This window comes from Myroides albus (genome assembly GCF_024722315.1).
Classification (GTDB): domain Bacteria; phylum Bacteroidota; class Bacteroidia; order Flavobacteriales; family Flavobacteriaceae; genus Flavobacterium; species Flavobacterium album_A.
In genome coordinates, this window is record NZ_CP102754.1 from 2,986,653 (window position 1) to 3,012,193 (window position 25,541).

18 protein-coding genes are annotated in these 25,541 nt (G+C 30.1%); 13 read left to right on the plus strand and 5 right to left on the minus strand.

Translation table 11 applies throughout. The annotated features are described in order from the left end of the window. Positions 1–439: 439 nt before the first annotated feature. Both NWE55_RS13430 and NWE55_RS13435 read left to right on the plus strand, forming a co-directional pair. On the plus strand, positions 440–1,018 hold the full coding sequence (locus NWE55_RS13430) for an RNA polymerase sigma factor (protein WP_258204197.1): 579 nt from the start codon (positions 440–442) through the stop codon (positions 1,016–1,018). A 585-nt stretch (positions 1,019–1,603) separates the two neighbouring features. Next, the gene (locus tag NWE55_RS13435) at positions 1,604–1,957 is read left to right on the plus strand and encodes a hypothetical protein (RefSeq protein ID WP_258204198.1); all 354 of its coding nucleotides are present in this window, start codon (positions 1,604–1,606) and stop codon (positions 1,955–1,957) included. A gap of 39 nt (positions 1,958–1,996) precedes the next feature. On the opposite strand, the gene NWE55_RS13440 is transcribed toward NWE55_RS13435, so the two are convergent. Genes NWE55_RS13440 through NWE55_RS13455 form a run of 4 tightly spaced genes read right to left on the minus strand, consistent with a single transcriptional unit; the run spans position 1,997 to position 9,765 of the window. Then, entirely contained in the window at positions 1,997–4,543 is a 2,547-nt protein-coding gene (locus NWE55_RS13440) for an alpha/beta hydrolase family protein (protein WP_258204199.1), read from the minus strand. Between the two features lie 4 nt (positions 4,544–4,547). Then, a complete protein-coding gene (locus NWE55_RS13445) occupies positions 4,548–5,306 on the minus strand; it encodes a hypothetical protein (RefSeq protein WP_258204200.1) in 759 nt (252 codons plus the stop codon). A gap of 21 nt (positions 5,307–5,327) precedes the next feature. After that, entirely contained in the window at positions 5,328–6,719 is a 1,392-nt protein-coding gene (locus NWE55_RS13450; protein WP_258204201.1) for a RagB/SusD family nutrient uptake outer membrane protein, read from the minus strand. A gap of 10 nt (positions 6,720–6,729) precedes the next feature. Then, entirely contained in the window at positions 6,730–9,765 is a 3,036-nt protein-coding gene (locus tag NWE55_RS13455) for a SusC/RagA family TonB-linked outer membrane protein (protein WP_258204202.1), read from the minus strand. A gap of 1,800 nt (positions 9,766–11,565) precedes the next feature. On the opposite strand from NWE55_RS13455, the gene NWE55_RS13460 reads away from it, so the two are divergent. The 8 genes from NWE55_RS13460 to NWE55_RS13495 all read left to right on the plus strand — a co-directional run bounded on the left by NWE55_RS13460 (position 11,566) and on the right by NWE55_RS13495 (position 18,866). Further along, positions 11,566–12,033, plus strand: coding sequence for a helix-turn-helix domain-containing protein (locus NWE55_RS13460; protein WP_258204203.1), 468 nt, complete (start codon positions 11,566–11,568; stop codon positions 12,031–12,033). A 21-nt stretch (positions 12,034–12,054) separates the two neighbouring features. After that, positions 12,055–12,582: a hypothetical protein gene (locus tag NWE55_RS13465; protein WP_258204204.1), complete on the plus strand. Its 528-nt coding sequence runs from the start codon at positions 12,055–12,057 to the stop codon at positions 12,580–12,582. A gap of 151 nt (positions 12,583–12,733) precedes the next feature. Further along, the gene (locus tag NWE55_RS13470; RefSeq protein WP_160339618.1) at positions 12,734–13,168 is read left to right on the plus strand and encodes a plasmid mobilization protein; all 435 of its coding nucleotides are present in this window, start codon (positions 12,734–12,736) and stop codon (positions 13,166–13,168) included. After that, the gene (locus tag NWE55_RS13475) at positions 13,158–14,435 is read left to right on the plus strand and encodes a relaxase/mobilization nuclease domain-containing protein (protein ID WP_258204205.1); all 1,278 of its coding nucleotides are present in this window, start codon (positions 13,158–13,160) and stop codon (positions 14,433–14,435) included. Before NWE55_RS13470 ends, NWE55_RS13475 begins: the two co-directional genes overlap by 11 nt. 21 nt (positions 14,436–14,456) lie before the next feature. Then, positions 14,457–14,693, plus strand: coding sequence for a hypothetical protein (locus tag NWE55_RS13480; protein WP_258204206.1), 237 nt, complete (start codon positions 14,457–14,459; stop codon positions 14,691–14,693). Positions 14,694–15,130: 437 nt separating this feature from the next. After that, positions 15,131–15,424 carry a helix-turn-helix domain-containing protein gene (locus NWE55_RS13485; RefSeq protein ID WP_155092571.1) on the plus strand — a complete coding sequence of 98 codons (294 nt, stop codon included), beginning with the start codon at positions 15,131–15,133 and terminating at the stop codon, positions 15,422–15,424. A 100-nt stretch (positions 15,425–15,524) separates the two neighbouring features. Continuing rightward, positions 15,525–16,817: a DUF3945 domain-containing protein gene (locus tag NWE55_RS13490; protein ID WP_258204207.1), complete on the plus strand. Its 1,293-nt coding sequence runs from the start codon at positions 15,525–15,527 to the stop codon at positions 16,815–16,817. A 279-nt stretch (positions 16,818–17,096) separates the two neighbouring features. After that, on the plus strand, positions 17,097–18,866 hold the full coding sequence (locus tag NWE55_RS13495) for a DNA topoisomerase (protein WP_258204208.1): 1,770 nt from the start codon (positions 17,097–17,099) through the stop codon (positions 18,864–18,866). A gap of 16 nt (positions 18,867–18,882) precedes the next feature. On the opposite strand, the gene mobC is transcribed toward NWE55_RS13495, so the two are convergent. Beyond that, the gene (mobC, locus tag NWE55_RS13500) at positions 18,883–20,889 is read right to left on the minus strand and encodes a conjugal transfer protein MobC (protein WP_258204209.1); all 2,007 of its coding nucleotides are present in this window, start codon (positions 20,887–20,889) and stop codon (positions 18,883–18,885) included. 452 nt (positions 20,890–21,341) lie between these two features. On the opposite strand from mobC, the gene NWE55_RS13505 reads away from it, so the two are divergent. The 3 genes from NWE55_RS13505 (at position 21,342) to NWE55_RS13515 (ending at position 25,523) form a co-directional block, all read left to right on the plus strand. Further along, entirely contained in the window at positions 21,342–22,685 is a 1,344-nt protein-coding gene (locus NWE55_RS13505; RefSeq protein ID WP_258204210.1) for a nucleotide sugar dehydrogenase, read from the plus strand. A 33-nt stretch (positions 22,686–22,718) separates the two neighbouring features. After that, positions 22,719–24,014 (plus strand): nucleotide sugar dehydrogenase, encoded by a 1,296-nt coding sequence (locus NWE55_RS13510; RefSeq protein WP_258204211.1) that lies wholly within the window; start codon positions 22,719–22,721, stop codon positions 24,012–24,014. Between the two features lie 66 nt (positions 24,015–24,080). Next, the gene (locus tag NWE55_RS13515; RefSeq protein ID WP_258204212.1) at positions 24,081–25,523 is read left to right on the plus strand and encodes a lipopolysaccharide biosynthesis protein; all 1,443 of its coding nucleotides are present in this window, start codon (positions 24,081–24,083) and stop codon (positions 25,521–25,523) included. Positions 25,524–25,541 lie beyond the last annotated feature (18 nt).

The window sequence follows — 25,541 nt, forward strand, 5'->3', positions numbered from 1 at the left end:
AATATTTAGTATGAAAAAAGGCTATCCCAATTTCTTTGTGTTTACAAGAAAAAGGAATAGCCTACTGCAAATTATTATCTTAGAATTCAAAAGGTAGAAAATAGCACTTAGCTAACTAACTAATAATTGATTTGAAGAAAATTGATTTGACTTGTGCTAAAAACTAAAATTGATTTAGTTGTGATACTTTCTTTTTAAGCAGTGCCTTGTGTTTTCATAGATAATGTAAGTAATAAAGTTCGCAGTTTGTAATAAAAAAAAGAATTTTCATTTATATTTTGATGATAAATGTTAAATACATCATTTAGCAATTAATTTTATATATATTTGGATTTCAACATTTATTTCTAGTATTTATTAATCATATTTCACTTTATAGTTAGTAACGTTACATTTTTACATAACCCTATGTTTGAATGTTTTTTTATTTTTTTTTCTTATGAATAACCTTACTACAGATACGGAATTAGTTGAAATGATTGTCCTAAGTAATGAAAAGGCATTTACCTTGTTGATTGAAAAATATTATCAATCACTATGTGTTTATGCCTATAAGCTTATTGGTAATGAAGAAGCTCAAGATTTAGTACAAAATGTATTTATGAAAATTTGGATTAAGAGACTAAAGCTCAATCCAGAGGCAAATATTAAGAACTTACTTTATAAGTCTGTTTTTAATGAGTTTGTAGATACTTATCGCAAGAATAAGAAGCTTGAGCCTTTAGAATATCAATGCTTGAAAGTAATCAATGCTTATGTGGAAACAAATTCTCAAGAAGACATAGAACTTGCTATAAATTTAATGCAAAGGGAGATAGATAACTTACCTAACAAAAGTAAAGAAGTCTTTATTTTAAGTAAACGTCAAGGATTAACAAATCAAGAGATTGCAGATTATTTAAATATTTCTTTAAAAACTGTTGAAGCTCATATTTCAAAGTCATATAGTATTTTAAAGAAAAGATTAGGAGAGAATACCAATATACTTCTTTTCCTAGTTTTTGGTCGAGTTAATTAAATTTCGGTAAAAGAAAAGTTTTTCTTGACATATGTAAAAACTACAGCATGTTGTAATATTTAATATTACCTTACAAACCTTCTAATAGTGCCAAAGATTGTTAGCTATTAGAGGTTTTAGATAATGTGACTATCTGTTTATTTCAAAAAACATATAATATTTAGTGATCTAATTTTGTAAAAAATTTTAAAAGAGATAATCTAATGTGGGACTTTTATTGTCAATAACAGATGTTGTTTTTATTTGAATTTTCTCTCTTTGTTACTTTTATATAACGCAATAGGGGGTGAAATATGTCACAATAAGGGATAAAATGTCATTTTAGGGGATAAATTTATCTTTGATCATTATAGAACTTTGTTTTAGTAGAATACACCCTTTTATACTACTTTATGTAAATCAATTTAGTTTATCACTTTAAATTAGCTACTTAAAGTGACTTATTACTGATTAATTCTATAGGCCAATAGAGTTAACTATTAGATTGTGTTTTTAAGTTAACCTAAAGCAAAGCAGTGTGTTTTGTTCAAATATAATATGGCTAAAGACAAGGTGTTTTTAGTTTAACATCAAAAAGCAGAAAAAATGAAAAATTATATTAAAAACCTATTCACAGGATTAGCTGTTATTGCAATGCTGAGTGTAGGTGCATTCACTGTGAATGCTAGCGAATTAAAAAAAGATTCCAAAAAAGAGAATCCTGTTGTAGAATCAGTAAAAGCTAATAATCCGTATAGTGGCCCAACCTATTATCGAGAATTCGATACTAGTTTAAATGAATATGTTTATGTATATGTTGGAGATATCACAGAAGGAGAATGTACTTTAGATCTAACAGAGGCATCTTGTAAGACTATAGTAGATGGGACTGAGAGGATTCTTTGGGGAGAAATTTCTCCTAATAATTATTCAGAACTTCATAAACAAGAAGAGATGTAATTAAATTAAAATAGGGAGGCATTTACCTCCCTATTTACTTTATAAAGGACTTAAAGAATATTGATTATAGTCTAATCCTTTTTTAATCCAATTAATTTTTTTTTCATTTTTCAGATGATAATTAAACCAATCAAGTGTTCGAAGTGTAATATCAGTATTTTCTATTGGCGATGAAGAGGAAATTCCGTGACCTATATTTTTATAAAATAGTGCAATGACAGGTTTTTGCTCTCTTTTTAACGCTATAAACATCTTACGAGTATTTTCCCAATGTACATTATAATCTTGTAATCCCGTAAAGAGTAGCATTGCTGTATTTGTTTTATGAGCATGTAAAATAGGTGTGTTTTCATAATATTTTTCTGGGTCTTCAGAGAATTTACTTTTCATTCCTAATTGTGCATTTTCAGTCATATACCACTCAGGAGTTTTCCTACTATAACCATAATTGAAGGTGAACTGACTAATCATATCGTAAGCTCCAGCACCTGAAACAGAAGCTTTAAATAAATCAGAGAGTACTGATATAGCTGCTGTTTTGTAACCACCAAAAGAATGCCCAATTAACCCTAGATTTTTTTTATCTATACTCGTTTCAAGTTTAGTGGCTTTTTCCACAGCATTGGTAATACAATCTACAGCACTTATTCCAGGACCATCATCACTTACATAGCTTTGAGCTTGTAAGACAAAGTACCCATTTTCAGTTAATAATGAAGTGTTGTATCCTGAATGTGAGGTGTAAGGCATTGGAATTGAAAATGAGTTAGGTGAAACGGGTAATAATAAGTCATATATATATACAACCATAGGGTACTTTTTATTTGGATTATAATCTTTGGGATAATGTAGGTAAGCATTAAGATTTGTATTGTATTTATCAGTAAATATGAAATCAAGTCTTTTTCTCCATGAGTATAGGGCTGTATCAATCTCGGATTCTAATAACGTAAATACTTTCTTATTTTTTATTGCCTGAATGCTTGGCGGTGAGTTGTAGTCTTCTGTTAAAAATAGACAAGTATTAGCGTCTTCACTAGTTAGTTTACTGTTTAAACTGTTTCCTAAAGTTAAACGTTTAACTGTAGTAAATAGAGAATTAATTTTATTGTTATACAACGAATAGATTATTGTATTTGTCTCATCGGTAAATTTAAAATAAAGAGGTTTCTCTAAGTTAAGAAAGGTTGTGTAAAAAGGTATGTTTTCCTTATTAAGTACTCTTAAACGTTGTTGATTCTCTGATTTGAAATCAGTAATTTGAACTACTTTTTTATTTTTAACATTGTATGTAAAGAGGTTCCCTTTTTGTGTGTAAAATATAGTTTCAGAGTCATTAGCCCAAATGGGATTAAACCCATTGGAGACTAAATCGGTTTTAACTATGTGTTTATCCAAAGTTGAAAGATTTAGAACTTCCCATCTATCTAGTTGATTATTGATAGGGTAGAGTAAGTATTTGTTGTTTAATGAGGGAAAAAATAATTTATGTGATGTTAGTGAAAGTGGAGTTATAATTTTATTTTTATTATAGTCATAAAGATTGAATTGTTTTTTAGCTATAGATCCTGAAAAATCTTGATTAATATATTGATTATATGAAATTAATACATCAGGAATCCCAATGTTTAGATAGTCAATATCACGTGACTTTTCAAGGGGTATTGTTTTGTGTTGTTTTGTATTATAAATAAAAGCTTTCTCAATATGTTTATATTTTGCTTTAAAGTTACTAGGTAGTAGCAGCTTAGAATTTCCTTGCCAAATATCAAGGTATTCACTTTCTTTTAATTTTTCGTCAGTTTTGATGCTATATGAAATATAAATATTGTTGTTTGGTAGAATATCAGAAATTAAATCATTGTGATTTTCATCTAAGTTAATGCTTGTCTCCTTAAAAGTTGTAAGATCGATAAAAGTCAATACCGAAGATTCGGAATGTATTAAAATAGCATTTTGCTGTAGATTCCATTGTAACTTTTGAATTATCGAATCAGATCTATGTATTATATTTGATTTAAGGGTTTTTAAATCAATATGGATTAATTCATTGTTATTATTTTGAACAAATAACGTTTGAGAATCTGGACTTAAAAAGTACTTGTCAATATTTTGTACTACTAAAATTGACTTTATTTTTTCTAAGCGTTCATTAAGCTTAAGAATCTCAAAGTCATTATTCTTTTTGTGAACAAATAGTAAGTCTTTTTTTATACTTGCACTAAATTTCACACTATTTTTAAGAACTATAGAGTCATTTTTATTTAAGGAGTAAATAACTGTTTCTCCTTGAGTATTACCTACTACAAGTCCATTGTTATATAGAGAATTGTAAAAGTTAGACAAGTGTGTTATTTCCTTTTCCTTTTTCGTCGTAGTATTAAGGAAATAGGTCTTATTAGTTAAAGAAGTTGAGTGTTTTTTTTTGATGATTAATGCCCATTGTCCATCAGGTGTAACAGTACTTAAATCTAAGGTGTTCCATATCGGTGTATCATAGCTACTTATTGTAGTTGTTTGACTAATAGTATTTATTGTAAATAAAAAACTAAGAAGCATATAGAATATTAAAGGTAATTTTTTCATGTACTTAAAGATAAATGTTAACAATAGTGTCGTTTTTAGGGAAAAGGTTTGTTGGGTTTTTAAAAGCATCTATTAGTAAATGACTGTTTTGCGGTACTCTTAGAAAAAATTGACCATATTTATCTGTAAAGTGAAAGCTAACAGAACCTCGAGTGTTTTCCTGGTTGAGAATATTGATATCTTTCTGATATAGTGGTTTCTTGGTCTTCTTGTCATATATTGTCCCGGTAACGGTAATAATTTTTTCAGGGTTTACCTCTTTCAGATATTTTTCAAATTGTTCAATACCGCTATCTTTATATTTTTTCTTGAATGCTAGATAGGTTTCTGGTGTTTGTTCAAGTTCTATATTGAGTATCTGATTTTTAGTAAAGCCAGTATAGTATTTAGGTCTTTTATACAAACTATGGGTAGGTATTAGAACAAGAGTATCCTTTTTGTCTATTGTAATTCTATAAAATCCTTTTTTATCAACAAATACTCTTTTGTTTTCTCCATAAGCAATTGTCTTTATCCCTTTGTAGGAACTGTTTAATTCTTGAGAGTGAGTCCATTTGTTTTTTACATTCATGGTAGTAACACCAAGTAAGGGTTTATCACTTCCTTTTACAGTTACTCTTCCTTGAATAGTGATACTCCCATCTAAGTTTGTTTCGATAGGAGCTGGCTCTTCTTTACTATTATCACTTGCTATTTTTCTTTGGCAAGAGATAATAGTAAGGCAAACCCATAGAAGGGTTGTAATTATTGTTTTGGTTTGCATATTTTTCAGATTTTAAAAAAGTTAATAGCCAGGATTGTTTGGTAATAAGTTTTTATTTATTTCTATTTGTTTAATTGGTATTGGCAATAGATTGTGATGCGATTTAAAACTTGGTTTTGTGTTTTGTAAAACCTCTAGTTTATTAGTTAATTTTAAATCAATGAATCTCCTTGCATTTTCTGTAAAGAATTCTTTGCTACTCTCTTGTAAATAATAATCAATAAGTTCTTGTTTATTTAGTGAAACAGGTAAGTTGTCTAACCCTCTTTTTTGTCGAAGGATATTTAAAGTATCTATTGCTTTATCTATTTTATCCTGCATGATAAAAGAAAATACGAGATCAAAATAGATTTGTTCTATTCTAAAAATAATTGAGAATTCATCAGTATTGTTGTTTTGATTCTTGTACTTGTATACTTGGTAAAAGTCTTGATTGTCTAATGTGATTTTATTTAACCAGTTATTTTTTCTTTTGTCCTGCTCATCAAATAAATTTAGCAACGCATCAGATATTGTTGAACTGTTAGTTGTAAAGTTTGAATAAATGTATAGTAGAGCTTCAGATGTTGCACTATTGCCTACTAATGATCTAGGACTCAGTTGCCATAATGTACTTTTTGCGTTCTTTTTAAATGTTGTTTGAAGGTCTATTTCTATATTATAGATATTTGTATCGATTAATGCTTGAGCTATTTGCTCGGCTTTATCGTATCTGTTTTGAAGTAAATAGTTTTCAATTAACAGTAAATCGGCAACAGCTTTATTTGCATAGAATTTGTTTGTATCTCTATAGGTATAATCTAGAAGATTTGAGGCAATTTTTAAGTCTTCTTCAATATTGAGTATTACTTGGGTATAAGGAGTTCTTACTAGATTCTTATTGAGTTTATAATCAGTTGATTTTGTGTATGGAATATCGCCAAAGAAAATAGCTAAATATTGATAGTATAAAGCTCTTAAAGTATATGCTTCACCTAGGTATGTGTTTTTTTGTTTTTCCTGTAAAACATCAGTTTTCTCTACACCTTCTATAAAGGCATTTATAACATAAATATGTTGATATGAGTTATTCCACCAATTATTAATAGTTGAATGAGTATCTGTGATTGTATTTAAGTAAATATCATTTGAAGCGGCATTGCTACCATAATAATCTAGTTCATCAGTAAATAAGCTAATATTGAAATTTATACCAGTATTAGCCTTGTTAAATAAAGATGAGCTAAGATAATTTAGGTATAAGTTGTTTAGAGCTGCTTTAATGGTTGAAGCATCTTTAAACACTTCAGACTTATCGATTTTAGTATCTGGCAAATCAACTTCTACAAGTTCTGTACAAGAAGTAGATAAAGTTATTAATAAGATCAAAAAGATGTTGACTTTACTTTTTACTGCATGTTTGATATTAGTCATAATAATACGTTTAAAAGGTTAATTGTGCTCCAAATGATATTGTTCTAAGAGGGGGTAAATAGCCAAAGGATACAAACTCAGGATCCATACCTTTGTAGGATGTAATTGTCCATAGGTTTTGTCCTTGTACATACAGCTTCAAAGATTCCATTTTAAGTTTTGGTATTTTCAAGTAATAGGCTAATGCTACATTCTTTAATCTTATAAAGGAAGCATCTGATATAACAGCAGTACTTTCTTTATAAGTCATTTGTAGGTTATTATTAGGGTTGTTATAAATAGCTGGCATATAAGTAGCATTTGGGTTACTACTCGAGTGATAGTCACTCATAACAGCTGGAAGGTTGAGCATTGCAGCTCCAGGTGAGTTATAATACATATCTATATTATAGTTGTCTCTTTTTATGAAATAAAACAAAAAGTCAAGACTAAAGTTTTTATAAGTTAGCGTGTTTTGTAAACCACCAATGAACTTTGGTGCAAGGCTTGCTATATGTTTTTTGTCAGCTGAAGAAATTTTACCATCTCCATTGTAATCATAAAAAGTAAAATTACCAGATACAGGATCTAGTCCTTCATATTTGTAAAGTTTTACAATATTGATAGGATGACCTATAACATAAAAACTACTTTCAGTTCCTTGTTCTAGACCAGGGTAGGAAACTAATTCATTTTTAGGAAAAGACAGATTGAAGTCAGTAGTCCAAGAAAAGCTTTTAGTTTTTATATTTTGACTAAAAATTGAAAATTCCCATCCTTTATTTTCAACCACAGCAGGAGAGTTTGCAGTTATGCTTGAAAATCCAGTGGTTGTTGGTAGTGTCATTCCAACTAATTGATCAGAAGAACGATTGTTATAATAAGCAATTGTGGTGTTTAAACGATCGTTAAAAAAACTTAGTTCTGTGGCAATTTCAAACTTTGTTGTCTTCTCCCATTTAAATTTTGGATTATGAAGTGCAGTTGGAGATAATGCCATTTCATCATTGTAAGTATTATTTTGTACTGTATAAGTGTCTAGGTATGCGTAGTCGCCAATATTATCACTTCCTGTTATTCCATAACTTGTTCTTAGTTTACCAAATGAAAGCCATGAGATATTCTTAGCAAAATTTTCTTTTGAGAATATCCAGGCAGCACCTATAGCTCCGAAGTTTCCAAATTTATAGTCATCTCCAAACCTACTAGAGCCATCACGACGAGCGGTTAAGTTTACTATATACTTTTGTGCATACATGTAATTTACTCTAGCAAACATTGAAGCATATTTGTATTGGTCTTTTCCTGATGAAACAATTAATTTCTCTTTAGCGGCTCCAATGTTTTTAATAAAGGCATTTGAAGTGAAATTTTTCCCTATGAGTTGTAGAGATTCATTATCTGTTTGTTGATAGGAAAAACCTATCATTGTATTTAACTTATGCTTAGCTTTATTAAATATGTAATTAATCTGTGGTTCAATTATAAAACTTTGATTGTCTTGATTTGAACGATATGACTCTGAGCGCTCACTAGTTAGATTTGCAGCGGGATTGTATATTGTATGTGGTATTATTTTTCTTTCTTCAAATTTATTTGCTGTATATCCAATATTGAGCTTTGTAAATACATCTTTAATTAATTCGTAGGAAATATTTGAGTTTATAATAACTGTAGATGTTTTATTTTGATAAGAACTTTGTAGTTCTGAAATTGGATTGAGCCATGTACTATTTTGCCAGTTTAAAGATCCGTCATCATTGTAAAGTGCTGGTGCGTTTGGAGCAAGGGTTAATGATTGTTTTGTCAGGTCTGCCGTTGGCAAGTTATTACTTTGGTTAGAGTATAATGTAGATGAGTTTACAATAAGTTTTCTGTTTTTACTCATATAATTATAGCTCATAAGAGCAGAGTTTCTTTTATAACCTTTATCTGTTGGAAAGACTGTTGTATTTTCACTGTGTGAGTAATTGATATTAAAATTAGAAAATTCATTACCTCCTCTAACACCTAAGGAAAATTCTTGAGCTGTGGCTGTATCTCCAATTAGTTCTTTTTGCCAATTGGTGTATCTGTTTTTATCCCATGCTCCGTTTATATCAAAGGCATTGGCAGGAAAACTAGCATTAGCATTCAAATATGCTTCTTCACGCATTTTGATATATTGTTGGGTATTCATCATGTCTAAAAACTTTGGTACTTTACTAAAACTTGTAGAAGAACTTACTGTAAAACTAGTTTTTGATTGTGTTCCTTTTTTCGTTGTTATAAGTACTACTCCGTTAGCTCCACGAGATCCATAGATGGCTGTAGCATCAGCATCTTTTAGTATTTCTATACTTTCTATATCACTTGGGTTTATTGCATTTAAAGGACTAATGTTATTGTTAAATAGGTTGATTGATAAATTACCGTTGTTTTTTCCTAAAGGGCTTGCTAAAAAGGGAATACCATCTATAATGTAGAAAGGCGTATTTCGTCCAGTTGTTTTAGCCCCCATAAAATTCTGTCCTCTAATTTCTATGTCTATTCCACCGCCAGGTACCCCTGAGTGTTCTGTTATGGAAACTCCGGGTGTTCTTCCTTGAAGTGCTTGTAATGGATTATTTATTGGTTGAAGCTCTATATCTTTTGCCGTTACACGTGCTATACTACCGGTACGTTCTCTATCTTTTACAGAGTAGTACCCTGCGTTGACAACAATCTCATCAAGTGTACTTGTTTTTTGATTTAAGACTATATTGAAGTTGTTTCCACTTTGATAAGTAATAGTTTTATCTTCAAATCCAATCATTGAGAAAACTAGGGTTTGTCCTTTAGCTACCTCAATTGTGAATTTACCATCTAAATCAGTTGAGGTAGCTACGTTTGTTTGCTTGACTATAACGTGAACTCCTGGAAGCGCTCCGTAATTGTCTTTAACTAGGCCAGTTACTTTGTTTTTTTTATTTTGATCAAAGTCAGTAAGGTTTGCATCAAAATTTACGGCATGTGTGTTATAGGTGAGTAGTATACTTAGAAAAAGTGCCATCCTATAACCGATTTTGATTGTGTAATTTAGTTTCATAATGTTTATAATTGATTGGATACACTAGTTTTAATCATTAAGATTTTTATTGCCGTTAAGTATCACTAGGGTATCTTTTTAGTTAGTTAATAATATTTATAGACTATCTCTAGCCTCTATAGCATGTCTCCCAAAATGCTTTATCTAAGAGACAAGAGATAGTCATAGGACTTAATAGCGCTTTTCAAAATCCCTTTGACCAGCGCATTGTGTTGTTTTTAGTGCCCTTAGCTAAACTATCTTTCCCGTTCTAACTTTATGAATTTTGGATTACTTTACTGTTAAAGAAGTTTATGCTAAGAGCTAAGTGTTTCATAATTAAATAGTTTTAGTGGTTAATAAATAGCATTAATAGATTTGCTTCTACGGCAATTTTTTAAATAAACTAACACTATAGCCTTGTTGTCGAATGGATGATTATTGTTGTTGTTTAATTGTGGATTAAGGCAATAGCTATCCTGTACACTGAAAAAAGAGTTGTCTTTTTACGGTATACTAATTATCTGTAGTATTACAATTCAATGAATTTTAAGGTAGATTTTACCTATGTCTTATCTTTTAGCAGCGCGCTATATGTAATTGTGATAATTAAGGACATAATAGATAGTTTAGTTTTATAGTTGTTGTTTGTATTTAATGCTTAATTGACCATTACTTTTTATTTGCTTGATCAATTAAAAAGTAATGGTGTTTGTCTGTATGCCATTTAGCTTCCCGCTAAAGTATGCATGAATTGGTTTGATATATTAAACTTGTTAAGCAGTACTAACTAATTCACTAATTCAATTTTATATCAAAGTTTGTCTGCTTGTAAAAGTGAGTTTATTGGTAAGAAAATAAAGTTTAGGACGTTAATATCACTATTGTAAATAATCACTTTAACAAGTTTGTTTTTTCATAGTAATTACTTGGTTTAGTTTGGTTAATAATTGTTTTGTTGTAATAAAAAATAATTGAAAATTCTCGAATAGGATTATTCGATAAGTCCTTTAAGGAAGTGGTATTGCTTTTATAAAATAAAAACACTTATACCTTGTATTTTAATCTCTTAATGCCTAATTGGGAGACTGGCATGAATAAGAGATTTAGTATTATTTAAGCATAAAAGATATAAATCCAATGCTTTAGTTTCACTGAGATAGCCTAGCAAATAATTGCTAGACTATCACTTTTGTTGCAACCTTTTGCTTTTAGACTTGCTTTAAAATGTATCTGTTTTGGAAAACAGCAAGAAAGGAATTACTTTTAGAGTGCGAATCTTAAAAATAGAAAAAACCAATCTTAGGTAAAGCTATGTCTTTAACCAAAGGTTAGGGTAGTGTATTATAGGAAACAACCTTTTTTTACACCACTTAGTATGTGAGTGATAATATTGTCTATTCACATATAAACAACCCTTTTTATTTATAAGAATTGCTTAGCGATGTTATTAAACAAAATCGCACACATAGATTATATAAACGATGTATTGTATAGTCGATTAGCCATGTAAATCTTTACATGGGAATATCTGCATACAATCAAGTCGTAGGTGTCCTAAATTCTAAATGAGAAAACTCATTGAATATAAAAGTATACGTGAGTATTACTCGTATGTAATGCAAAAATATAAACCTTTTTGCATAGAGTGATTTTACGGATACTCTATTCTGTATTGTAGGATTTTACACTACGATAACATCGTTGAAAACGATAGAAAGCTTAATAGCTACATCTATATAAAAGCAAATATAGTAAAAAAACCTTAAACACAAAATATTTAACACATGGATTTTTTGTGTTCAATAAAAGATTGGTAGTATGTCTTATAAAAAGGAAATAGGTAACAGATTAAAATTGAAAAGAGAAAAATTAAACTATACTATAGATCACGTACGTGAAATTACCAAGATTTCAAGTGGTAGTCTTTATAGAGTTGAAAGTGGGGATGCTGAAAATATTGACTTCTATGTGAAGTATGCTAAAGCAGTTGACTATGCTCTAAGTGAGTTAATGGATGTTAGTTTAAATTCTGTTACAATCTACAAACTAAAAGCAGATTTAAAGCAAAAAGTTAATCTAACAGCTAAAGTACGTAAATTAGTAGTTAGTAAATATTTCGCTGACTATAGAACAGTAGCTGAGATTAAGGAGAAAATGCAAAGTGATAAACTTATTGATGTATCAGTTACAAGTGGTGCTATATCAAATGTTTTGAATAATCTAAGAAAAGAAGGAATTGTGATTTCCATATCCAATGGTAGAAAGAACCTATATAAGAGAAAATAATTTAAATTCATCTGCTAAACTATGTATAATCTATCTGACCATTTTAAAGAATTCGCTTTAACTTATAAGTATAATAATAAGGCTTTACAAGAAATAGTAACAATTTTAATCTCTAAAGACACTTCAATTGCTAAGTTAAAAACTTATTTGTTTGAGAATAATATCATAATAGAGCAGATCAAACAAGAGGCTTTAGATTTTCTAGTCTTGTATGCGTATTATACTTTAAAAGATGATTGTATTACTGAGGCAGAGCTTAATGACTTTATTGCTTTAAAGAGAATTTTATCTATAAAAGAAAATGATTTTATAGCTTATAAAGAGTTTCAAGTAAAAGAGATTTTAAAGCAACAGTTTTTAAGAATGTATTCCGATAAGTTTATTGATTCAAATGAAGCCATAACTCAGGTTAACCTGCAAATTATGTTTGGGCTTAGTTATGATGAGTTTGAAGAATTAAAGCAAGATGAGGTTATTAATGCTCTACTTCAAGGAGCTAATCCTAAAGACTTGGACATCTCTAGCTTACCTAAAGGCTTTGTTTTATAGTGTTTAATAATAGCAATCAGCTATTTATTTTTATATATAATTCTAAACAATAGAAGATTAGGCCAATATATTCCAAAAGTGTCCTTTGTATTCCATGATAATTTAATTGATGTTTTATTAAGTAGATTTTGTAAATCTAAATAATAAGACTATGAATACTAATGATAAAAAGATGGTTTCAAGGCAAAGGGAAACTACTAGAAAAATAGTAAAAACACTTTCCATTTATCTAACTGAATCGGAATCTGAACAGTTTGAGAAAGTCATTGAAAAATATCAAGTTAGAAACAAATCTAATTTTGTTATCTCAAGAATATTAAACAATCAGATCAAGAGTGTTATTATAGACCCAATAGCTATAGAATACCACTCTAGTTTAACTCAACTTATCAATCATTTTAAAGCAATCGCTGTAAATTATAATACTTTAGTTCAAAAAAGCCAAGAGCAAGACAAGAAGTTAGAGGTCTATCAACAGCTTTTTAAAGAAACTATTGATCTTTCAAAACTTTGTAAAGATATAATAACGCTAACCCTAGATTTTGAGAAGATTGTCATAGATAAACAAAAAGAATATGATAGTTAGAATTGGCAAAAGCAAAGATATTCTAAATGTGCTTCGTTATAATCAAAATAAGGTGAAGGCCTGTGAGGCTAGTATTTTATATTTACACAAAGTAGCGTATCCACTTTATAAAGTGGAGGATTTATCTGTGTATTTTCAAAGGTATTTCCAAGCTTATCTTTTAAAAAATATTTCAACTCAAAGGCCAGTGAGGCACATATCGCTTAATCCTCATCCTAAGGATAAATTAAGTGATAAAGAGTTACTGCTTATAGCTAAAACTTATATGGCTAAAGTAAATTTAAAAAACCAACCTTATATTGTCTATAAACACTTTGATTTAAAAAGGATTCACATACATATTGCTACTATTGCAGTTAATTTATGGGGCAAGAAGATTGAAAAGCTCTATGATTACTCTCATGCGCATAATGCTTGTAGAGAAATCACAAAGGAGTTCGGATTAACGGGGTATCAGAAAAAAGACAAAGGTTATAAGCGGTTTTTACTAGATATTGTAAATCACGCTGAGTTTTCGGTTTATGATCAAATAAATAGCGTTGTTTGCACTTTGCCTAAACACTATTTGTTTACAAGTTTTAAAAAGTATAACGCACTTTTATCACTTTTTAATGTCCAGGCTATTAAATCAAAAAGTAAAGACCATGTGTTTTATGTGGCTTTAGATAAAAACAAGAATAAAGCCAGTAATATTTTTTCATGTCACCGCTTTGATTTAGTAGTAGATGAAGATTTTTTAAAGAGTCACTATAATAAATCAACACAGCTAAGAGTGGATAAAACTAGTGAACTTTCAGAGCTAAAAAAGATGATTCAAGCTTATTTTAAACAAAGTAAGTCTTTTTCGGAGTTTAAAAAGCTATTGAAAAATCAAGGTATTAATCTAGTTGAATTATCCAATAAGCTTAAAAAAGACTTTGTTTTTATATCTCATGAGCTTAAAGTGGTGTTTAACTTTAAAAAATTAAGTCAAAAGTTAAACTCCAAACACAACTCCTATTTTAATACGCTTAGAAAAAAGATTGAAAATCCACTTAAAAATTTAGTGCTACAAAGATACAACCAGAGTCAAAAGGAGTATAAAGCATTGCAGAGTCATGAGAGTTTTAATTTTTTAGAGGATTTTATGCTAGAGAGTAATCAAAGTAGTTTTGTGTGCTTTTTCAACTATCTGCTTTCAGGGCCAAGTTTTGATATGCAAGAAAAGCAGTTTGAAGACTCGATAAAGAAAAAGAAAAAAAAATCCAAGAGTAAATACTTGGTTTAACCCTAATTAATATAATGTAATATGTTTGAATTTTTCTTAGGACTTTATTGGTTGTGTTACTATTTAACTTTTAGTATAGCAAGGCTAATTTTTATCAATAATTCTAAAAAGGATTATTATGATATAATAGGGCAGAGTAGAAGTGAGATTAACTATGAGAAATTAGAAAATAATAACCTGAAAACAAAAAATATAGATACGCTTTTAAAAGGGGAAGATCATAAATCAGCCAAAGAAATTGCCAAGCGATTAGATTAGTTTATATCAAAATTGAAAAAAGAGTATAACCCCCTTAAAACTTTATTTTTTAGTGTCTGGTAAAATATATATTTAATTACCTTAAAAGTGTGATTTATTGCTGTTTATTTAAATTTATACTGTTTTTTTATTTACCGTAAAAGTTAAAGTATTTTTAATGAGATAATTATGTCTTTTTTACTCCTAGCAATTGGCAAACAAATTCATTTTTTTTTCGTATGTAAAGCCTTAAAAACTACTATTTTACTACTTTTTTAAAATACGCTTTATTCCTGATTTTAGGCCTTTTTTATATTTGTTTTTACCTTAAAGCCTGTCAGTGTCTTACTTTAGAGAGTTTAACACACCTTAAAACATGCCAATTGGCAATTTTATTCAAAAAGAGTTTACAGATTTGTAGTGTTAGCTAACATGTATTAATCACTAAAACTTGAATTATGAGTATTAATCGTTTAGAGTTTCTTTCTTGGATGAAGAGACTTACTACCAGACTAGATAGTTTAAATGAAAATATTTCTAAACTACAACTCCAAACTTTAAATGTTGATGGCGAAGAGCTTTTAGACAATCAAGATGTTCTTCAAATTTTAAAAATTTCCTACCGAACCTTGCAAAGGTACCGTTCTGAGAAAAAGCTGCCATATTATAAACTAAAAGGTAAGATTTACTACAAACTCTCGGATGTTGAAAAACTCTTAAGGGATTGTTTCTCAAGACCCATTAATGATTAACGGCCTGTAAAGGACAAATAATAACCAAATGGGGTCAACTAATAGATTCTATAGTATTTGAATATAGTTTTAAGTATTAAAAAACCTAAAAATTTATATTATGGAAACTAAAGTAAACAAACAAGAACAGCAAGTTCTTTTAGTTAGCGATGCTAAGGACAACAAAATTAAAGGAGTTAAGGGATTAAGCGAGAATGGTCGTTTACAAAGTGCGCCGGTTAACAAAGCAAATCTCAAATCCTTTTTAAAGGTAGATAAGCACGGTGATTTTTTCTCTAATTTCTTTTCCAACTTCTTTTCGCAATTAAAAGATCCGACTCAGTTTAGCTTTTTTAAAGTCCCTGAATCACTAGCCCTTAATCTAGCCAAGCAAATGCAAGAAGAGCTAGATCAAAAACAATCTATAAACAAAGAACTTTACCTGGAGCACCAAATCGATCCAGATAAAGTTATAGAGAGTTTAAAAAGAGAAGAATCCTCTTGTTTAATAACCAGTAAAGAATACAATCCATATAAGTACAATATAAACGAGCTTAATTGGGAGGCACTCTCAGAGATTGGTCTATCTAAACAAAAACTTGATGAAATGGATTTATTAGAACCTTTACTAAAGGGATATAAAACAAAGGATTTAGTGATGGTGAATTTAGACTTAGGAGCCGCTGTTTTCTCTTTAGATGCCCGTTTGAGTTTAAAAAGAGATCAAAACGGAGAGGTGGTTATGAACCTAGAGGGAGTTAAAAAGTATCCTAATTTAAATGTTCCTTTTCAAGGGCATGAATTTACCAAGCTCGATAAACACAATCTTTTAAAGACTGGTAATATGGGTAGAGTAGTAGAGCTTATCGATCCAGTTTCAGGACAGAAGGTACCCTCTGTGGTTAGCGTTGATAGATTAACTAATAATCTTGCCGTGACAAGCGTGCAGGCTGTAAAAGTTCCTGTTGAGATAAAGGGAGTAGAGCTTAGTGCACAGCAGATTCAAAAGCTAAAACACGGTGAGGCGGTGCTTGTGCAAGGAATGAACTCTAGTAAAGGCAATCCTTTCGATGCAGAGATTCAGTATAATGCCTCTAAAGGACATATTGAATTTTTGTTTGACAATGTCAATAAGAAAAATCAAAAAACGAACCAAGAAGACTTAAGAGTTTTTAGAGGTAAGACTCTTTCGGATTCTGAGTATAACAATCTTTTGCAAGGAAAAGCTGTATTTGTTCAAGGGATTATTGATAAGCGTGGAAACCCCTATAACGGCTATGTGAGTTATGATAAGGTAAATAATAAAACGAGTTTTTCCTTTGACAATCCAATAAACAAAGACAGTAATCAAATTAAAAATACTCAAGAGCAGAATCAAACAAGTAAAGATAATGCTGTTTTAAGACCTAGATAAACTTTAAATATGGAACTAATAATAACTCGTAAAGCAAGTGTGGCAAGTGTTCTTGCTACGCTTGTTTTAGCTTTTGAAAAAACAAATAACTATTATTATTCAGATAAATACTATGTAACTTGGATTGGTAGTAGAGATATTATACTTAAAGCTGTTCAAGTCAATAAAAAAAATAAAGGCGAAGGCTTTGCATTTCAAGTTAAAGCCTTTGACAAGTATAAGGCAATCTTTTTAGAAAATGACCATTATTATTTAAATCAGTTTACTACAATTAAAGAGTTGGCTAAAAAAAGTAAGAGTATTCTCTTTGCTACAGAGCCCAGTGAAAAAGCTGATGTTTTTTTTGCGTACTTATACAAGTATTTAAACTTGGAATTACCCTTTACAAGATTGCCGCTCTTTAGTTTGGATAAGAAAAGTTTAGAAAAAGCTTTTGAACAAAAAATGCATTATTGGCAAAAGTTGTGTTTGTTTGAAAAGCCTTTGCAAAAAGATCTTGTTTATACTTTTTTAAGCGATAAGCTAAGCTATAAATTAAAACAGATTGTAAATAGCTCTGCTGGGCCAAGTTGTTTTATATCCTTTTTTCTTATTTCATTTGTTTATCAAAAACAAAAAGAGTTTCAATCTCTTGGTAGAAAAGCAAAATACTCCGTAACTGCTAGGGTTTTAATAAACGAACAAGAGTATTATAGTAATTACACTAAAAAATATAAGAATAGACAATCAGCTATAGTTGTTGTAAATAAAATTTTAAAATCTAAATCACTATCTATTTCAAAAGTGCAAAGGGAAGTTTTAAGTGCTCAAAGACCACTTTTTTTTGATTTTATAACCCTGTGTAAAAAAGCTTATAAACAGTATGGTATTCTTTATAAAGAGACATTGAGTATTTTAAAGACTTTGTATTATCAGGGTTTTCTATCCTATCCAATTACGCTATATCGGTATTTGCCAGTGAAATTTAAAAAGGATATACCTGGGGTTTTATCACAAATTAGAGATTATTCAGATTTTAAGCATCAAATGATTTTTATAAAGAGTAAAAACCTTAATTACAAAGGCATATTAGATAATTCCAGCAGTTGTAAGTGGCCTTTGCTTGCAAGAGGACAAATACCAAAAGGCTTAGGAGTTAAACAAAAAGCTATTTATAATCTTTTGATAGAACAGATAATTTTGTGTTTTAAGCCATTTGAAGAAAAACAGCAAAAAAAAGTTCAAATATCCCTTGATTCTAATAAGCACTATTTAGAGTTTTATCTTATTTCGAAAGATAATTTTTCTTTGGTTGCCAGTAACAGTTTTAAAGCATATAATATAGTTGATTCATTTAAAGATGAGTTTTTTAGTTCTAAGAGTAAAATTCAAGTAAAAAGCGCCTTAGTTGAAAAAACAAAAATTAGAAAAAATTGTTTCTTATCTGCAAACTCTGTTTTAAAGTCATTAGAAAGGGATTTTTTGCAATTTTTAAAAACCAGGGGAATAAGTCAAAACGAGCTTTGTTTTTTTGAAGACTTTTTTAAACGTGCTGTTCTCTGCCTTGATAGTTTAATCTATAGCAAGATTTTAAAAACATCTAAAGCTGGAGTTACTCTAAATGGTGAAGTAGCTAAACTATTTAAGGAGTTAGATTTTAATATAGGTGAATTCTTGCAAAGAGTTTTCGAGCTTGAAATATTGTTTTACAGGTATACAAAAACAGACATTGATAAAGCAAATTTAGATAAGAAAGTAAATGAGCTTGTTGGGTTTTTTAATAATACTAAAAAGGTTTATTCTATAGAGAATAAATCCACTTTATGTCCTTTTTGTCAAAAGCATAACCTAGAGTTTTACTTGGATAGGGTTATTTGTCAAAACAAGCAGTGTAAATGGAGTCTAAAGCGTCAAATATCGGGTGTTTATTTATCTGTTAGTGATGTAAATCAGCTTATACAAAAAAGAAAATCGTCTTCTTTGTTTGAGTTTAAAATAAGTAAAAGCAATAAAGTTAAAGGTTATTTACGTCTTAATAAAAACTGTGAGTTACAATATGAATTTATATAATTGAAATGGAGACTTTTTAGGATTTGCTTTTATTTAAAAGATGTGCCAAATCAGGATCGTTTTCAATTCTTAAAAGCTCATTTTTGATAATCTTTTCAATGTCTTTTTTGATTTGGTTGTAGTTATCTTGAATTGCTTTGTCTAGAAAGTCTTCATTTTTGTAGTTTGTAAAAGAGGTTATAGTGGGAATTGATTTATAGTTTTTTTGCTCTTGATTGACTTTGTTTGTGTCTATTTTAATGTGAGCATGGAAGATTTTCTGCTCTATTTTTTGATCAAAGTTATCAGCCACGGCCCCAACGAAGATTCCTTGACTAAGAGTGGATATTTTCGAGGAAGGTATTAACATATCTAATTGAGTGGATATTGAAGAAGATCTATCATATCTATTAATTGATATGCTTTGACGCTTTTGTAGAATTTTTCCAAATCTCTCGGATAACTGTTTGGCTGTTTCACCAACTACTTGACCTGAAAAAATATTCCCCACTGTGTTTTGAATAACTTTACTTTCTTTGTCTCCATAGTCTCTATTTAGTTGAGAGAAGTCTTGAAATCCTAAACATACTGCTACTTTATTACTTCTAGCCGTTGCTATTAAATTATCGAGTCCTCTGAAGTAAATTGTAGGTAACTCATCTATAATAACAGCGCTTTTTAGTTTATCTTTTTGATTAATTAGTTTTACAATTCTTGAATTGTAAAGTCCTAATGCAGCTGAGTAAATATTTTGTCTATCCGGATTATTGCCAACACACAATATCTTCGGTTCTTCTGGATTATTGATATCAAGGCTGAAGTCATCCCCACTCATAACCCAGTACAGTGAGGGTGATATCATTCGCGATAAAGGGATTTTAGCCGAGGCTATTTGACCTTGTAGTTGCTCTTGCGCGCCACCTTGCCATGCGTCCATAAAGGCAGATAGGTAATTCTCTAAAGAGGGATAGCTTGTTAAAATGGTAAATACATCTTTATACTTTTTGTTTAGTAGTTCTATGGCATGAGGAAAGCTACAATACTTGCCTTTTTTGTAGATTTTCAAAAACCAAATTATTGCCGCTAACAGAATAATTGGCGATTCAACAAAAAAATCTCCTTGTTTTTGAATCCATGATCTATTTAAATTCAGCATAATGGTATAAGCCGATTCATAGGCATCGGATATGTCTTTTATAAACTTGGAGTTTATAGGGTTGCACCTGTGACTTTTTCTGGGGTTATCAAAGTTAATAACATAGAATTTGGGCTTTACTTTGTATTTATCGCTATGTAAAAGTAGATGATTATAAGCTATAGTGGATAGGTCATCAAATTTAAAGTCATAGATATACATTGAAAACCCTTTTTCGATTAATTGCTTGATATAATTGTTAATAACCGCAAAGCTTTTACCCGAACCTGGTGTACCCAGAACAATGGTGGCTCTAAAAGGGTTAATAATGTTTATCCAGCCTTTGTGCGTTTTGTTTTTATATAAAAACTCAGTTGGTAAGTTAACCGAATATTTATTTTCAATAAGACGGGTTTCTTGCCAAAAGCTTTCATTTTCAAAATTAAATACATCTTCAAGTAAATCATCTGATAAAAGCCTACTTATCCAAGCTCCTGATATTAGAAGAAGTAGGTATCCTAAAAAAGTGCTTAAAATATAAGTGATGTTTGAAAGGGTAGATTGATTGTCAAGTAACCAAAAGTTTAAAAAGTATAATATAAAGCCAACAAAGAACACACAAAATATTTTTCTTAGAGTTATCAACGGATCTTTTACACCTTTTTGTCCCCAAAGACTTAGAGCTAGCAAAACAAAACAACAGAGTTTTGTAACTAAAGGATGATAGAAAAGAAAAGAGTGTTTATTAAAGCCTAAAAGTATTTGGTTTACTACTGGACTATAGATGTTAGTCTTAACAAACAAGTAGTAGCAATACCAGTATAGGTGAATAAGTAATAGTAGAATACTAACAGCTCTTAATAATGAAAGAATTTTAGATAGAGCTTTTAAATCATCTTCACTTTGCATAGCATATTAATTAGTGGGTTAGAATTAAAAGTACAAAGCCTTGTTTTAATTCTTAACCCATGACCTTGTATTGTACTGTTTGTCCTTTTAAAACCTATGCTTGTAAGTCAATTGTATCAGTGCTCAGTAATTTGATTATAATAATTAACATTTTAGAGTTTTCTTAAATTAACTCACTTATGATAGCTATTTATTTTTATTAAAGTATTTAAAATTTGTAATTAAAGTCTAATACGATTCTTTGTTTGAGTGAGTGATTATAAATGAAATAAAATGTCTTTTACTAAAAGAAAGTGAGTGTCTACGGAATTTTTAGGAAAATTCAAGGTTATATAATGTGAATACCGTACTTTTGTTTTTTCGTTGTAAAAGGACAATTTTTTGACTAAATACGACGTTTGGAAAAGGAATAAAAGTTGTTGCTTTGCAAAGCGGCAATAAATAAAAATGTTATGAGTAAAGAATATAAAATCGCTGTCATAGGTCAAGGCTATGTTGGTTTACCTTTGGCATTAGCCTTTGCTAAACACTATCCTGTTGTGGGGTATGATATTAAAAAAGAAAGAGTAGAGCAACTTAAACAAGGGGTGGACCTAACTAAAGAGGTAGAAATCGACCAGTTAAAAGTCTCTCTTTTGGAATATCAAACTTCAGGAGGAATACGAGGGTATTTGCCAAGTTACACTTTAGAGGATTTGGCTCAAGCCAATGTTTACATCATAACTGTTCCAACGCCAATCAACCAGTTTAATGCTCCAGATTTGTCTCCATTAAAAGGAGCGTCGAAACTCATCGCCTCTGTGATTAAAAAAGGAGATATTGTGATTTACGAATCGACAGTATATCCAGGATGTACAGAAGAAGAGTGTATTCCTGTTATTGAGCAGTTTTCAACGCTTAAGTTCAACCAAGATTTTTACGTAGGTTATTCACCAGAGCGCATTAACCCAGGAGATAAAGTCAATACCTTAGAGACAATTGTCAAAGTAACTTCAGGTAGTACACCAGTTGTCGCGGAAGAAATAGACCAATTATACCGCATGATTATCAAAGCGGGCACCCATAAAGCACCTTCATTAAAAGTAGCAGAAGCTGCAAAGGTGATAGAGAATGCACAGCGCGATGTCAATATCTCTTTTGTCAATGAATTAGCTCTGATCTTCGATAGAATTGGTATAGATACTCAAGATGTTTTAGAGGCAGCAGGAACTAAATTCAATTTCCTTAAATACAAACCAGGATTAGTAGGAGGACACTGTATATCAGTAGATCCGTATTACTTAGCACATAAAGCTATTCAAGTCGGCTATTACCCTGATGTGATTTTATCAGGACGTCGCGTGAATGATGAGATTCCTGTTTTTATTGCCAGTAAGGTGGTGAAATTAATGGTACAAAAGGGGATAGATGTGAGTCGCTCTAGAGTATTACTATTAGGCTTTGCCTTTAAGGAGAACTGTCCGGATACACGTAATACCAAGGTGGCTAAAATTTATGAGGAATTAGTTTCGTATGGTATCGAGGTAGATGTATATGATCCATGGGTAAATTCTGAAGAGGTGAGAGAAGAATATGAAATTGAAGTGATAACTACATTGGATGAAGTAGAGCAAAAAGGATTTCAAATTAATGATCATAGATTACCTTCTACGAATAAACATTATGATGGAGTAGTTTTAACTACTGCACATACTGATTTTCGTACACTTGACATCGAGAATATGGTATCTTCGCCAGCGGTTATTTATGATGCGAAAGCTGCATTAAATAGAGAAATAATAGATAGTAGATTGTAATAATATTTAAGTATATAAAATTAAATTATCTCAATGAGAACAGATTATAAAATAGCAGTAATAGGACAAGGCTATGTAGGATTACCTCTGGCTATAGAGTTTTCTAAATATTTTCCTGTAATAGGATTTGATATTAACAAAGAAAGAGTAGAGGAATTAAACAGAGGAGAAGATCATACATTAGAAGCAGATTTAGAACAATTAAACAACTCTTTGAATGAAGCAAAATCAAATGGTTTTTTGAAAGGCTATCTAGCGTCTAATGATCTTGAATTATTAAAGACTGCAAATGTTTATATCGTAACTGTTCCAACACCTATTGATGAATTTAATGCTCCTGATTTAAAGCCATTAAAAGGAGCATCTACCATGTTGGGTAAAGTGTTGAAAACTGGTGATATCGTGATTTATGAATCAACTGTTTATCCTGGATGTACAGAAGAAGTATGTGTGCCTTTATTAGAAGAGTTCTCAGGCTTAGTATTTAACCAAGATTTTTATGTAGGATATTCTCCTGAACGTATTAATCCTGGGGATAAAGTGAATACTTTGACTACTATTATGAAAGTAACTTCTGGAAGTACTCCCGAAATTGCGACAGAGATAGATAATCTGTATAAGACTATCATTAAAGCAGGAACACATTTAGCACCTTCTTTAAAAGTAGCAGAAGCATCAAAAGCAATAGAGAATGCACAGCGAGATGTGAATATTTCTTTCGTTAATGAGTTAGCTTTAATCTTTGATAAAGTAGGAATTGATACAAATGATGTATTAGATGCTGCAGGTACGAAGTTTAATTTTTTAAAGTATAAACCAGGATTGGTTGGAGGACACTGTATCTCAGTAGATCCTTATTACTTAGCGCACAAAGCGACTCAGTTAGGCTATCATCCAGAAGTTATTCTGTCAGGACGTAGAGTGAATGATCGTATGGCCTCATTCGTAGCCTCAAAGACAATTCAATTGATGATTAAAAAAGATTTGCATATTAAGGGGGCTAATGTATTAATATTAGGAGTAACGTTTAAAGAGAACTGCCCTGATGTTCGTAATACAAAAGTTGCTGATATCTATAAAGAATTGAAAAAGTTTGGTGTGAGTGTAGATGTTCATGATCCTTGGGCTAAAGCTGAAGAAGTAAAACATGAATATGGGATACAATTAAAAGAAAGTTTGCCTATTGATAAAAAATATGAAGCAGTTATTATAGCAGTTGCACATCAACAGTTTTTAACTTTAAATTTAAAGGATTTAACAGTTAATAATGCTGTCGTATTTGACACTAAAGCTTGTTTAGAAAGAAATATTGTTGACGCTAGATTGTAATTTTTAATATTATTTATTTGAGGGTATTTGTCCTTAAGTATTAATTCTATTGTGATATAAAGTAAGATGACTAGCATAAAGAAAAAGTTTATTTCAGGTGTTTTATGGGAATCTATTGGTAGATTTTCTGCACTTGGCATTCAATTTTTAGTTACAATTATAATAGCAAGAGCTCTGTTACCTTCTGATTTTGGTGTAGTTGGTCTGCTTACTGTATTTATAGCTTTAGGACAAATACTTCTTGATTCTGGCTTTTCTCAGGCATTAATTCAAAAGAAAGATGCAAACGAAACTGACTTATCATCAGTTTATTTTTTAAATATGTTCGTAGGTTTTATTTTGTATTTTGTTTTGTTTTTTATAAGTCCTTATATTTCTTCGTTTTATGATATACCTGAGTTAACTAACTATGCGAGAGTACTATTTTTAATTATTCCGATTAATTCATTTGGTTTAGTTCAGAATGTAATTATTCAAAAAGAGTTAGATTTTAGAAAGACTGCTACTGCAAATATTGTTTCTGCTGTTTTATCTGGTATAATTGGTATTAGTATGGCTTATTCAGGTTTTGGAATTTGGGCATTAGTAGGACAGCAATTATCCGTTCATACTGTAAGAACATTGCTGTATATTGCACAAAGAAGATGGTTACCAAGTTTTGTGTTATCTATTAAAACTATAAAAGATATGTTTGCTTTTAGTATGAATTTAATGTTTCATTCTATTGTAAATGTAACAATGAAAAATATTTATGTGTTAGTAATTGGTAAGTTTTATCCAGTATCTCAAGTAGGCTATTATGATCAAGCTAATAAAATGCAAGAAATTTCAGCTTCTACTATCTCAGAAGTTGTTATGAAAGTTTCTTTTCCAGCTTTAGTACAAAAAAGAGATGATATAAATTTTTTACGTTTAGCATACTCTAAGATATTTACAACAACTATTTTTTTGATAGTACCTTTAATGGTTTTTTTGATGTGTATTGCAGAGTCGTTATTTAGGGTGTTGCTTACGGAAAAATGGCTTCCAGCTGTTCCTTATTTTCGTATATTATGTTTATATGGAATGGTTTTACCAATGATTCAAATAAGTTATAATCTTTATAAATTGTTTAAGAAAGGTAAAGTATTGTTATGGATAGATACTTTCAGACACTTAATAGTTCTTGCTTCAATTGTTGTTACGATAAAATATGGGATTGATTATATGTTAATCAGTTTAGTTATTTGTACGTTTTTAATGGCATTAGTAAATTTGTATAAATCTGGGAGTTTAATTTCTTGGGGATTATCTGAGCAGATTAGGTGCTTAGTTCCTACATATCTTATTGCAATTACTGTGGGAGTTATTGTAAGTTTTATACCTAACTTTGAGTCTGACTTGTTTACTATTGCTTTTCGAGGTTGTGTTTTTTTAATTGTTTTTATTTGTGGATCTAGAGCTTTTAGATTAGATGGATATTATGAAGTTTTTGCTATTGTTCAATCGTTAAAGAATAAAATAAAATAAAGATTATAATTAATATAT

Excerpts from the sequence above, each read along its gene's own strand:
- NWE55_RS13430 (WP_258204197.1), top strand. The coding sequence starts at position 440 with ATGAATAACCTTACTACAGATACGGAATTAGTTGAAATGATTGTCCTA.
- NWE55_RS13435 (WP_258204198.1), top strand. The coding sequence starts at position 1,604 with ATGAAAAATTATATTAAAAACCTATTCACAGGATTAGCTGTTATTGCA.
- NWE55_RS13440 (WP_258204199.1), bottom strand. The coding sequence starts at position 4,543 with ATGAAAAAATTACCTTTAATATTCTATATGCTTCTTAGTTTTTTATTT.
- NWE55_RS13445 (WP_258204200.1), bottom strand. The coding sequence starts at position 5,306 with ATGCAAACCAAAACAATAATTACAACCCTTCTATGGGTTTGCCTTACT.
- NWE55_RS13450 (WP_258204201.1), bottom strand. The coding sequence starts at position 6,719 with ATGACTAATATCAAACATGCAGTAAAAAGTAAAGTCAACATCTTTTTG.
- NWE55_RS13455 (WP_258204202.1), bottom strand. The coding sequence starts at position 9,765 with ATGAAACTAAATTACACAATCAAAATCGGTTATAGGATGGCACTTTTT.
- NWE55_RS13460 (WP_258204203.1), top strand. The coding sequence starts at position 11,566 with ATGTCTTATAAAAAGGAAATAGGTAACAGATTAAAATTGAAAAGAGAA.
- NWE55_RS13465 (WP_258204204.1), top strand. The coding sequence starts at position 12,055 with ATGTATAATCTATCTGACCATTTTAAAGAATTCGCTTTAACTTATAAG.
- NWE55_RS13470 (WP_160339618.1), top strand. The coding sequence starts at position 12,734 with ATGAATACTAATGATAAAAAGATGGTTTCAAGGCAAAGGGAAACTACT.
- NWE55_RS13475 (WP_258204205.1), top strand. The coding sequence starts at position 13,158 with ATGATAGTTAGAATTGGCAAAAGCAAAGATATTCTAAATGTGCTTCGT.
- NWE55_RS13480 (WP_258204206.1), top strand. The coding sequence starts at position 14,457 with ATGTTTGAATTTTTCTTAGGACTTTATTGGTTGTGTTACTATTTAACT.
- NWE55_RS13485 (WP_155092571.1), top strand. The coding sequence starts at position 15,131 with ATGAGTATTAATCGTTTAGAGTTTCTTTCTTGGATGAAGAGACTTACT.
- NWE55_RS13490 (WP_258204207.1), top strand. The coding sequence starts at position 15,525 with ATGGAAACTAAAGTAAACAAACAAGAACAGCAAGTTCTTTTAGTTAGC.
- mobC (WP_258204209.1), bottom strand. The coding sequence starts at position 20,889 with ATGCAAAGTGAAGATGATTTAAAAGCTCTATCTAAAATTCTTTCATTA.
- NWE55_RS13505 (WP_258204210.1), top strand. The coding sequence starts at position 21,342 with ATGAGTAAAGAATATAAAATCGCTGTCATAGGTCAAGGCTATGTTGGT.
- NWE55_RS13510 (WP_258204211.1), top strand. The coding sequence starts at position 22,719 with ATGAGAACAGATTATAAAATAGCAGTAATAGGACAAGGCTATGTAGGA.
- NWE55_RS13515 (WP_258204212.1), top strand. The coding sequence starts at position 24,081 with ATGACTAGCATAAAGAAAAAGTTTATTTCAGGTGTTTTATGGGAATCT.